Source organism: Winogradskyella sp. (assembly GCF_016744625.1).
Classification (GTDB): domain Bacteria; phylum Bacteroidota; class Bacteroidia; order Flavobacteriales; family Flavobacteriaceae; genus Winogradskyella.
Window position 1 is genome coordinate 1 of record NZ_JADGDZ010000103.1, and the last position, 11,180, is coordinate 11,180.

General features: G+C 32.6%; 12 protein-coding genes. 3 read left to right on the top strand and 9 right to left on the bottom strand.

The features are described 5' to 3' along the window. Window positions 1-1,400, top strand: a 1,400-nt coding sequence (pafA, locus tag QZZ53_RS15195; protein WP_296386248.1) for an alkaline phosphatase PafA, incomplete at its 5' end; no start/stop codon positions are given. Window positions 1,401-1,405: 5 nt separating this feature from the next. After that, window positions 1,406-2,212, top strand: a complete 807-nt coding sequence (locus QZZ53_RS15200; RefSeq protein ID WP_296386249.1) for a DNA/RNA non-specific endonuclease — start codon at window positions 1,406-1,408, stop codon at window positions 2,210-2,212. A 21-nt stretch (window positions 2,213-2,233) separates the two neighbouring features. Here the strand turns inward: QZZ53_RS15200 and QZZ53_RS15205 are convergent, their stop codons facing one another. From QZZ53_RS15205 to gcvP, 4 genes are all read right to left on the bottom strand, one after another. Next, window positions 2,234-3,085, bottom strand: coding sequence for a glycosyltransferase family 2 protein (locus QZZ53_RS15205; RefSeq protein ID WP_296386251.1), 852 nt, complete (start codon window positions 3,083-3,085; stop codon window positions 2,234-2,236). 22 nt (window positions 3,086-3,107) lie between these two features. Then, entirely contained in the window at window positions 3,108-3,629 is a 522-nt protein-coding gene (locus tag QZZ53_RS15210; protein WP_296386253.1) for a methyltransferase, read from the bottom strand. A 32-nt stretch (window positions 3,630-3,661) separates the two neighbouring features. After that, complete coding sequence (locus QZZ53_RS15215; protein ID WP_296386255.1) at window positions 3,662-4,720, bottom strand: ketoacyl-ACP synthase III; 1,059 nt, start codon at window positions 4,718-4,720, stop codon at window positions 3,662-3,664. 173 nt (window positions 4,721-4,893) lie between these two features. After that, window positions 4,894-7,743 (bottom strand): aminomethyl-transferring glycine dehydrogenase, encoded by a 2,850-nt coding sequence (gene gcvP / locus QZZ53_RS15220; protein WP_296386257.1) that lies wholly within the window; start codon window positions 7,741-7,743, stop codon window positions 4,894-4,896. Window positions 7,744-7,864: 121 nt separating this feature from the next. Here gcvP and QZZ53_RS15225 point away from each other — a divergent pair, with 121 nt between their 5' ends. Further along, a complete protein-coding gene (locus QZZ53_RS15225) occupies window positions 7,865-8,698 on the top strand; it encodes a hypothetical protein (RefSeq protein WP_296386259.1) in 834 nt (277 codons plus the stop codon). On the opposite strand, the gene QZZ53_RS15230 is transcribed toward QZZ53_RS15225, so the two are convergent. From QZZ53_RS15230 to QZZ53_RS15250, 5 genes are all read right to left on the bottom strand, one after another. After that, window positions 8,681-8,938 carry a hypothetical protein gene (locus QZZ53_RS15230; RefSeq protein ID WP_296386261.1) on the bottom strand — a complete coding sequence of 86 codons (258 nt, stop codon included), beginning with the start codon at window positions 8,936-8,938 and terminating at the stop codon, window positions 8,681-8,683. The two genes, QZZ53_RS15225 and QZZ53_RS15230, sit on opposite strands and share 18 nt — an antisense overlap. Window positions 8,939-8,940: 2 nt before the next feature. After that, window positions 8,941-9,495, bottom strand: coding sequence for a sigma-70 family RNA polymerase sigma factor (locus QZZ53_RS15235; protein ID WP_296386263.1), 555 nt, complete (start codon window positions 9,493-9,495; stop codon window positions 8,941-8,943). An 84-nt stretch (window positions 9,496-9,579) separates the two neighbouring features. Next, window positions 9,580-10,464, bottom strand: coding sequence for a methyltransferase domain-containing protein (locus QZZ53_RS15240; RefSeq protein WP_296386265.1), 885 nt, complete (start codon window positions 10,462-10,464; stop codon window positions 9,580-9,582). An 11-nt stretch (window positions 10,465-10,475) separates the two neighbouring features. Continuing rightward, entirely contained in the window at window positions 10,476-10,898 is a 423-nt protein-coding gene (locus tag QZZ53_RS15245; protein WP_296386267.1) for a hypothetical protein, read from the bottom strand. A 2-nt stretch (window positions 10,899-10,900) separates the two neighbouring features. Continuing rightward, window positions 10,901-11,180: hypothetical protein (locus tag QZZ53_RS15250; RefSeq protein WP_296386269.1), on the bottom strand; the 280-nt coding region annotated here is incomplete at its 5' end.

An 11,180-nucleotide genomic window follows, 5' to 3' on the forward strand; every position in this document is an offset into this window, starting at 1 on the left:
GTCCTGGACATGCTTCGGTATATACAGGTACAACACCCAAATATCATGGGATTATAAGTAATAATTGGTATGATAAGGATACGAAAAAAGTTGTTTATTGTGCAGGTGACGATAATGTAGAACCTATTGGTACTGATAATAGAGCAGGTAAAATGTCACCACATAGAATGCTAACAACAAGTTTTTCTGATGAGAATAGATTGTTTACACAAATGCGAGGGAAAACTATTGGTGTTTCATTAAAAGATAGAGGCGCTATTCTACCAGCTGGTCATACAGCTAATGCGGCATATTGGTTTCATGGTAGAGAGGAAGGGTCTTGGATTACAAGTTCCTTTTACATGAATTCATTACCAAATTGGGTTACTGAATTTAATAGTTCTGAAGCTGCTGAATCTTATTTAAAAACGTGGAATACAGTATATGATATTTCTACTTATACTGAAAGTGGAAGCGATGAAAATAATTTTGAAAGAGGATTTACAGGTAAAGATAGAGCCACATTTCCTTATGATTTAAAAACTTTGAGCAAAGACAATCGTGGTTTCGATATTCTAAAAGCAACTCCTTATGGAAATAGTTTAACGGCTGATTTTGCTATGGCTGCCATAAAAGGGGAGCAATTAGGTGAAGACGAAATTACTGATGTGTTAACCGTTAGTTTTAGTAGTACAGATTATGTAGGCCATAATTTCGGAGTTAATTCTAAAGAAATTGAGGATACTTACATACGTTTGGATAAGGATTTAGAACGCTTCTTTAAGTATTTAGATGAGACTGTAGGAAAAGATGAATATACAGTTTTCTTAACTGCAGATCATGGAGCCGTTAATGTACCAGCTTACTTGCAATCGGTTAAGATTCCTGCAGGATATATTGATAATAATGACAGGAAAGCAAAATTTCAAGATTTCTTAGTTGAAACTTATGGAACAAAGGATGTTTTAGAGAATATAAGCAATAATCAAGTTTTTCTAGATCGTAAGAAAGTAAAAGCATTAGGTTTAAATCTTATAGATGTTCAGAATGCTATTGCTAATGAGTTAATTGGTTATAAGAATGCAGCTAAGGTTTATACAGCTGCAACAATGAATACAACAAATTACACAACAGGAATAGAAATGTTGTTACAAAACGGTTTTAATCAAAAACGATCAGGTGATGTTATTTTAGTAGATGATATTGCGCACATTTCTTATAGTAAAACTGGTTCTACTCATGGTAGTGGATTAAACTATGATACACATGTGCCACTGTTGTTTTTTGGGAAAGGAATAGAACATGGTGAGACTTATGAGAAAACAGAGATACCAGATATTGCACCAACAATGTCTGCTCTTTTAGGTATTAGTTTTCCTAATGGTGCTACAGGTAGCGTTTTAGGTTTTGTTATAGATTAGTTGTTTTGAAGAAAAAACAAATTTATTCAATCATTGCGATTCTTATTTTAGTTGCTATTTATGCATATGATTATTATCAAAAATCAGAAGAGCAATTAGTAATTATTAAAACTGGTGAAATACCAAAAGAAAATACTAACGCGTATTTTTTACCTACAAGCACAACAGGTCAAATAGTACATCATCAAAATTATTCATTGTCTTATAGCGAGCCATATGAGCAAGCTGAATGGGTTGCTTATGAATTAAAAGCATCGCATTTAAGTACTACAAATCATAAAAGACCTTATTTTGAAATTGATAAAGCAGTAAAGACAAAAGCTGCGCATTGGAGAAATTATAAGAAATCGGGTTATGATAGAGGGCATTTGTGTCCTGCAGGTGATAGAAGATTTACTAAGAAAGCACATGACGAAACGTTTTTAACGAGTAATATTAGCCCACAAAAACATGAATTTAACGCTGGTGTTTGGAATCGCTTGGAACAAAAAGTACGGTATTGGGCGAGAAAAAATGATGGAGTTTTTGTAGTTACAGGTGGCATTCTAAAGCATGGACTTAAAACTATTGGAGACGAAGAAGTCGCTGTCCCAAATCAATTTTATAAAGTCATTTTAGATAATACTAACGGAAAGATTAAAGTATTGGCATTTTTGATGAAGCACAAAGATTCTGATTTACCATTATATGAATTCGTGGTTTCTGTTGATGAGGTAGAAAAATTAACGGGAATTGATTTCTTTCCGGAATTAGAGAATACAATAGAAAATAAATTAGAAGCGTCTAGCAATTATAAAAACTGGAGTTTTTAAATTCCTGCGAAAGCAGGAATCTCATTTTCTAAACTTCTTTTTAATTCCCTTCCAGCGAAAGCTTCTAATAAATTCACCTTCTTCTTTAGAAACTAAGAATTCAGTTCCTTTAGAATTGGATATAAAGTAACCAAACATATAGTCTCTAAACAATCTAAAACTCCCTTTTCTATAAGCCAATTTTAAAGCTGAAATTAGAGTGATCCAAAATCCATAACGCATTTTGTACATAGCTTCACCTTGCAGATGTTTTGAAGCCCTATTATAAGATTGACCAGTTGGTTTTAAATGTTTTACATAAAGTGTTTCATCAGTTAAAATCTCCCATCCATGATATTTTGCTAATAATTCATCAACTGTATCCCAACCCATTGAAGATTTTAATTGTCCTATTTGATTGAAGCATTCTTTTCTATATGCCTTGAGTGCTCCGCGAATATGATCTTTACGAGTTAAGTTTTCCAAAACCCATTGATCGTTTTTTTGAATATAACAAAACCCTGAAGTCATGCCTAATTTGGGATTAGCCTTAAAATGATTCGTAATCTGTTCTAAGTAATTGTTAGGAAAAATAAGATCTGCATCAAACTTGCAAATCATATCATAGTTGTCATCTAAAGTATCTAAGCCTTTATTAAAGGCGTTTATAATTTTTGAACCTGGTAAATGAGCATCAAAAGATTTTATATTTAGTATAGAAATCCAATTATGTTTTCCAGTAAATTCTTCAACAATTGACTGAGTATTATCATTTGAATTATCGTTAACTACAACAATTTTTTTAGGACGTTGAGATTGTTCAACTAAAGATTGTAAAGTCTTACCAATGTATTGGTCTTCATTATGTGCAGGAATGACAATGTAGATATTCAAATTGAAAACTATTTCCTCAAAGTTAAACTCTTTCTGCGTAAACAATATAATATCTTGGAGTAAACTGTCGTAGTAAAGGTCTAAGGCCTATTTTTTTTACAGGGTTAGTCCATTTATCTCTTGCTTTAATGCTCCAACCTGTTTTTTCTAAAAGCCAATCTAATTGCCAATCTTCAAACTCATGGTAATGTCTGTCCCACATATCAGTTTTACTTCTGTAAGCGGGAGAAAACCATAGTCTTAAGGGAATACTGATGACTAATTTATCTGCTTTAATGGATTTTAAAACTTCATAAGGTGAGAGTAAATGCTCAAATATTTCAAAAGCTGTAACGACTTTTTCAGATGCATTTTTGATTGTAGAATGATCTTCATCTAAATCTTCTCCAGTTGTATTTTCAACTGAATAACCTTCAGATATCATAATGTCCGAAAACGGGTTTTTTACACCTAAATCTAAAATGGGTTCTGATGTATTTATATGTTTTTTTAAAAACTCTAAAGTATGCTTGAAGCGTTTATTAGGAAAAGTTTTTTCGTACATATTTATTTTCCGAGGTATTGGGATCTATTTAATTAATGTTGATAAACAATCGCATTAATATTCATACCAGCACCAACACTTGCAAACATAATGACATCTCCTTTATTAATTTCCTGATTTTCAAGTTGACCTTTTAAAATCATATCGTAAAGCGTAGGTACAGTTGCCACACTAGAGTTACCTAATATATTAATGGTCATTGGCATAATACCATCTGGCATTTCCATATTGTGTAGTTTGTAGAAGCGCTTTACAATAGCCTCGTCCATTTTTTCATTAGCCTGATGAATCAATATTTTTTTAACATCTTTAATTGAATGACCACTTTTGTCTAAACACGATTTTAATGCAAGAGGCACATTGGTTAATGCAAATTCATAAATCTTACGGCCATACATTTTAATGTACTTACGTTGATCTGTAATTTCCGGGTTGTTGGTTTCACCAAAATAAATAAAATGTGCTTCATCTAAGGTATAGGTAGCGCTATCGTGAGCAATAATACCACCAGCTTCATCCGATGCTTCAATAATAACTGCAGCAGCACCATCACTATAAATCATTGAATCTCTATCGTGTTTGTCAATAACACGAGATAAAGTTTCTGTACCAATAACTAAACATCGTTTTGCAATACCTGAAGCTATAAAAGCTTTAGCTTGTATAACACCCTCAATCCAACCAGGACAACCAAAAAGCAGGTCATAACCAACACATTTAGGATTCTCAATTTTCAATAAATGTTTAACTCGTGAAGCAATACTTGGTACAGTGTCACTCTGTTCTGTGTTATGTTTTACATCACCATAATTGTGAGCGACAATAATATAATCAATACTTTCTTTATCAATTTTTGCGTCGGCAATTGCTTTTTGAGAGGCAAAAAAAGCAATATCAGAATTTAATAGGTTGTCTTTAATATAGCGACGTTCTTGTATGCCAGTAATAGCTTCAAACTTTTTTACAATAACCTCATTCGGACTATTTATAGAGGATCCATCAGCATTTAAAAATTCGTGATTATAAAAATCTTCGTTTTTTTCAATAATACTTGGTATATAACTTCCCGTTCCTGTAATTCTAATACTCATCCTATATTTTATATCAATTTCATTGTTACGAAGCTACTGAATAATAAAGAATTTTTATTGCTTTCTGCTTTTGAACCGTTCATTTTTACTGAATTCGTAACAAATAGCACCTATAAATTATAAAACAGAATAAAAGCACTCATTTAGAATGCTTTTATTAAGCTTCATTTCCATTAAGCATCAATATAATCCTCAATTGGCGCACAACTACATATTAGGTTTCTATCGCCATAAGCATCATTGACACGTCTTACACTTGGCCAAAATTTATTATCTCTCACATAATCTAAAGGAAATGCAGCAACTTCTCTAGTATATGGTAGTAGCCATTCGTCAGAAGTTAACATATCCATCGTATGTGGTGCATTTTTAAGAACGTTGTTTGGTTCATCTTTGGAAGCTGTCTCAATTTCTTTTCTAATAGAAATCATGGCATCACAAAAACGGTCCATTTCTGCCTTGTTTTCACTTTCTGTTGGTTCTATCATCATAGTGCCAGCAACAGGAAAAGATACAGTTGGTGCATGAAACCCATAATCCATAAGTCGTTTGGCGATGTCTGTAACCTCAATACCATTAGCTTTAAAATCACGACAATCTATAATCATTTCGTGAGCAGCTCTTCCGTTTTCGCCAGTATATAATGTTGGATAAAAACCTTCTAAACGCTCTTTAATATAATTAGCATTTAAAATAGCGGTTTCTGTAGATTGTTTTAAGCCTTTTGCTCCTAACATTTTTATGTATCCATAAGAAATTATACATGCTAAAGACGATCCAAAAGGTGCTGCCGAAATCGCTGAAATAGCCTGGTGACCACCAGTTTTTACTATTGGGTTTCCAGGTAAAAACGGAACTAACTGTTCTGCTACACAGATTGGCCCAACACCTGGTCCACCACCTCCATGCGGAATCGCAAAGGTTTTATGTAAATTTAAATGACACACATCTGCGCCTATATTCCCTGGATTTGTTAAACCAACTTGAGCATTCATATTGGCACCATCCATATAGACTTGTCCACCATTATCGTGAATGATTTGCGTTATTTCTCTAATTGCAGATTCATAAACTCCATGGGTTGAAGGGTAAGTTACCATCAAAGCAGATAAATTAGCTGCGTGTAATTTTGCTTTTTCTCTTAAATCTTCTACGTCAATATTTCCGTTGTCAGTAGCTTTGGTTACCACGACTTTCATACCAGCCATAACTGCACTTGCAGGATTTGTGCCATGTGCAGAAGATGGAATTAAACAGATGTTTCTGTGATGATCTCCACGAGATTCATGATAAGCTTTAATAACCATGAGCCCAGCAAATTCACCTTGAGCACCAGAATTTGGTTGTAAGGAAGTAGCTGCAAAACCAGTGATTTCTGTTAATTGATTTTCTAGAGCATTTAACATTAATTTGTATCCTATAGGCTGATCTGCAGGAACAAATGGATGTATATTTCCCCAACTGCTCCAACTTAATGGCAACATTTCTGAGGCTGCATTTAATTTCATTGTACAAGAACCAAGCGAAATCATAGAGTGGTTTAGTGCTAAATCTTTACGCTCTAAACGTTTTATATAACGCATTAATTCTGTTTCAGAATGGTATGAATTAAAGACATCAAATGTTAGAAAATCAGACTTACGCTTCAAATGATTTGGAATGTTATCAGTTGTTGAAATGGATTCAATTTTATCTGTTGAATTTCCTGTAACGATTTCAAAAATTGAAATAATTTCATTTAAGTCTGAAATTGTTGTCGTTTCATTTATTGAAATCGTTACCGTATTGGTATCTGGATAATGAAAGTTAACTTCTTTTTTCTCCGCTTGATACTTTACCTTAACAGCATCTACTTTTATTTGTAGTGTATCAAAATAATGTGAATTTGTTTGTTCTAGACTTAAACCTTCTAAAGCATTAGCCAATGTAGAAGTAGAGTTTCTTACTTTATTTGCAATAAATGATAAACCTTTTGGGCCATGATATACAGCATACATTCCTGCCATCACAGCAAGTAAAACTTGTGCTGTACAGATGTTAGAGGTTGCTTTGTCTCGTTTAATATGTTGCTCTCGAGTTTGCAAAGCCATACGTAAAGCTCTATTGCCATTAGTATCTTTGGTAACTCCAATAATACGACCTGGTACATCGCGCTTATAAGCTTCTTTGGTTGCGAAATAAGCAGCATGTGGTCCTCCGTAGCCCATAGGGATTCCAAAGCGTTGTGTTGTGCCAACGACAACATCTGCGCCAAATTTCCCTGGTGCTTCAAGAGTAACCAAACTTAAAATATCTGCAGCAACTGCAACTTTGATTCTTGATGCATTTGCTTTTTCGATAAAACTTTTTATATCTGTAATTTGTCCGTTCTTTCCTGGATACTGCAATAGTGCGCCAAAGAAATCTTCAGAAAGATTAAACTCAGCTTCATTACCAATAACTAATTCAATTCCAATAGGATTAGCTCTAGTTTCTAACAAGGAAATAGTTTGAGGTAAAACCAAATCAGAAACAAAGAATTTATTAATTCCTGCTTTCTTTTGGTCACGCTCTCTAACAGCAAAAAGTAAACTCATAGCCTCTGCTGCTGCTGTACTTTCATCTAAAAGTGAGGCATTAGCAATTTCCATACCTGTTAAGTCAATAACCATAGTTTGAAAATTTAACAACGCCTCTAAACGACCTTGAGCAATTTCTGCTTGGTATGGTGTATATGCTGTGTACCAACCTGGATTTTCTAAAATATTGCGCTGAATTACAGCAGGTAAATTAGATGGATGATAACCTAAACCGATGTATGATTTAAAAACTTTATTGAGTTTAGAAAGTTCATAAATATGACTTAAATACTCTTGTTCGCTCATGGCTGGCTCTAAATCTAAGTCGTTTTTTAGGCGAATATCATCAGGTACAGTTTCATAAACCAACTGTTCAATATTTGTAATACCGATAGTATTTAACATGGCTTTTTGGTCCTGCGAATTTGGGCCAATATGTCTAAGTGCAAAAGAGGTTGTATTCATTCCTTAATTAGCTGTTTTTTTGATATACAAAAATACGGAATTCGCCTTTTTATTTTGTTAATGAGAATTAAAGTTTTTAACCATAATAATGGGTTATTAACACAATGCCTATTTTTGTATTGTGGAGGTCTTAAAACGTATACTTAACTTTTATCTCAATAGTAGTATTCATGTTGCATTAGCAGTATATGCTTTGACATGGGTAACACTAATTCAGTTTGAATTAGATTATGATGAAAATGTGCTATACTTCGCATTTTTTGCAACGATTACTGGCTACAATTTTGTAAAGTATTTTGGAGTAGCAAAATTTCATCATCGTAGTTTAGCACGCTGGTTAAAAGTGATTCAGATATTTTCTTTTATCGCATTTATTGCTATGGGTTATTATGCTTTTCAGCTAGAGATGAAAACTCTTTTATTACTTTCAATATTCGGACTTATAACTTTCTTATATGCTATGCCTCTTATACCTATGCGATACTTTAGAGATAGTCAAAAGAACTTAAGAGAAATAGGAGGATTAAAAGTATATGTGATTGCAATTGTTTGGACATTTACGACAGTCCTTTTACCTTTAATTGATAATGAAATTAGTTTGAATACAGATGTTGTAATTACATGTGTTCAACGTTTTGTTTTTGTAATTGTTTTGATGCTGCCTTTTGAAATTAGAGACCTCAATTATGATAGTCTTAAATTGGCTACAATACCACAAAAAATAGGGATTAAGAACACTAAGATTATTGGCATTTTACTTTTGATGGTGTTTTTTGTATTGGAATATTTTAAGGATGAATTGACAGGTAATTCTGTATTGGTAACATTAATAGTATTATTTGTAACGCTTTTATTTGTGATTTTTTCTAATAAAAAGCAATCAAAATATTACAGTGCTTTTTGGGTAGAGAGTGTACCAATGGTTTGGCTAATTATCTTATTGATGCTTTACTAATTCTTTGTTGAATTGATCTTGAAGCTTATCGCGCTCATCCTTTTTCATGCAATTTACTTCTGCCTTTTCTACAACTTCAGTGAGTTTATTATTGTTTTGAGAATAGGCTTTTGTGAATTTACACCAAGATAAACGAATGCCTAGTTTAATTCGCTCCCATCCTGTCGCTTCATCATATTGTGTCTTATCACAAATATGTTTTGCCTCATCACAACTTATAAATAAAAAACTTTTCTTCATTATTAAAACCAATTTTTTTCCATGCAACCAGCAAGAGCAGTTCTTGCTCTATGTATAATTACCCAAAGGTTAGACGCGGTTATATTTAATTCATTACAAATAGTTTCTGTATCGTATCCTAAAATCGTTTTCATTTTAAAAACTTCAGCTTGTTTCTCAGGTAGTTTTTCTAAGCAATTATGGATGGCATCACCTAATTCTGAGTTTTCTAATTTGTCTTCTGCTGTTTTATCAAAAGGATCAGCGACTCGCTCTTCTAACCAATCTCCTTCAGCATCCGAATCACTATTGTAACTCATTCTAACTTCGGCTTTACCTTTTTTAGAATTTGTTTTTCTGTAATGGTCAATAATTTTTCGTTTCAAAATAGATATTAACCATGTGCGTTCACTGGCTTCACCTTTAAAGTTTGCCATAGACTTTAAACCTGCCAAAAAAGTTTCTGACACCAAATCTTGAGCTGTTTCTCTGTCACTAACACGTGTGATGGTGTAGTTAAAGAGATAATCAGAATATAATTTTATCCAGTTATTAGGTTCTATTTGATGGTTAGCCATTTTTGTTTTTCATTGCTGAACCAAAAATAGGATAAAAAAACGAGAAATTATCGTCTTTTTAGAATGGTAATTTAAGCCTTTAGTTTAAGAATTTTCTTTAGTAGCACTGATAATGTAGTACCCAAAGCTTTTCATATGTAAACCAGTTAACAAAGCATAAAACGAACCTTTAAGATTATGAAAACTTTCCCTTTTGATAGATTTAAAACTCAAAAGTTTTTTTAGAATAAAACCTGTAATTGCAAATGGTACATGGAGGACAGAAGGAGCTACTCTAAAAGACACATCTTCTACTTTAACATTTTCAAAACCTAACGTTTTGAGGGTCTCCTTTATGTAAGTATGTGTTTCTAATTTTTCTAGACTCCAATGATCGCATAAGCTTCGATAAGAATAATCAGCACCTTTGCAAAGCTCATTCATTTCTTTTTTTAAGAATGCATCTGCGATAACTAATCGACCTCCTGGTTTTAAAACTCTATGTGCTTCTTTTAATGAATTTTCACCATGACCAGAATGACAAAAGCTTTCTATCGCTAACGCAGAATCAAATGAATTAGATTGAAATGAGGTGTTATTATAATTCTCTTTCAAAATGATTCCATTCTTTCCTTTTAATAGATTATTACCTTGTTGTACCTGAAAATCTGAAAGTGTGACTCCATAAGCAATCACATTTTTGTATTGTTTTAGCGCGTAACGTATAGTTCCTCCCATACCACAACCTAAATCTATTAGCCTGTTTTTAGTATTATTGATTCTTAAACGCTTTATGACTTGAGCATTCATTTGGTTGAGCATACTATCTCTTTTAAAAGGATTAGTTTTAAAAGGGATGAAATACCCAAAATGCATATTAAAGTCGTTACTCCAAAATTCGTAATCTTCTGAAGCTTCGTTATAGAAATCAATCATTTCTATTTTGTTTTGTTCTGAGTGATTTTTGAATTCTATGGTTTGAGTTTTCATGATTTAGATATTTATATGTTGTGAATTAGCAACCAAGTATATACTATAGCAAAGAGTGTGAAAAGAAAGTTCATAAAATAGCTTCCAATTTTAAAAATAGTTTTCTGTGGAATTTGATACATTGGATAATAAGCAATCTGAGTTGCTACTTTGCCAACCCAATATGCTGCAATTAATCCTGTTAAGGCAATGGCTAAATTGGTTCCATTCTTCAAGTCATTTGGTAAAAGAATTGCAATTAAACCAAATGAAAAGTTTAAACCTTGTATATAACGTCCATAAGTTTTAGCTATTTCTTGATTTAAAGGTTTTAATTGTTTTACATCTGTATACCAATCAAAAACTCTGTGTCTAATAAATGGATATATAAGTGCTGTGAATATTTGGCCACATCCTCCTAAAATGATTAGCCAATTTGGAATTTGTATTTTCATTTCTAAAGACTTTTAATTGAATTAATTATATATAAAAAGTATCCTGCAATACACATTGGTAGAACCATTACTCCAAAGATTATTATGAAAGAGCTATCAAAATTTCTCCAATCAAATAACCAACAAAGACCGTATATAATTGTGATTGACCAATAAATGTATAATTGCTCTTTAGTTTTTGAGGAAAACTTTTTCCAATAAGTAAATAATACTAAAGCGCTAAGTACTTGAATGACGCCTAATACAATTTGAGAATAAAGCCCTAAAACAATTGTTAGGTAT

Bases quoted from the DNA above. Each gene is read 5' to 3' on its own strand.
- QZZ53_RS15230 (WP_296386261.1), bottom strand. From the start codon at position 8,938: ATGAAGAAAAGTTTTTTATTTATAAGTTGTGATGAGGCAAAACATATT.
- QZZ53_RS15240 (WP_296386265.1), bottom strand. From the start codon at position 10,464: ATGAAAACTCAAACCATAGAATTCAAAAATCACTCAGAACAAAACAAA.
- gcvP (WP_296386257.1), bottom strand. From the start codon at position 7,743: ATGAATACAACCTCTTTTGCACTTAGACATATTGGCCCAAATTCGCAG.
- QZZ53_RS15215 (WP_296386255.1), bottom strand. From the start codon at position 4,720: ATGAGTATTAGAATTACAGGAACGGGAAGTTATATACCAAGTATTATT.
- QZZ53_RS15245 (WP_296386267.1), bottom strand. From the start codon at position 10,898: ATGAAAATACAAATTCCAAATTGGCTAATCATTTTAGGAGGATGTGGC.
- QZZ53_RS15235 (WP_296386263.1), bottom strand. From the start codon at position 9,495: ATGGCTAACCATCAAATAGAACCTAATAACTGGATAAAATTATATTCT.
- QZZ53_RS15210 (WP_296386253.1), bottom strand. From the start codon at position 3,629: ATGTACGAAAAAACTTTTCCTAATAAACGCTTCAAGCATACTTTAGAG.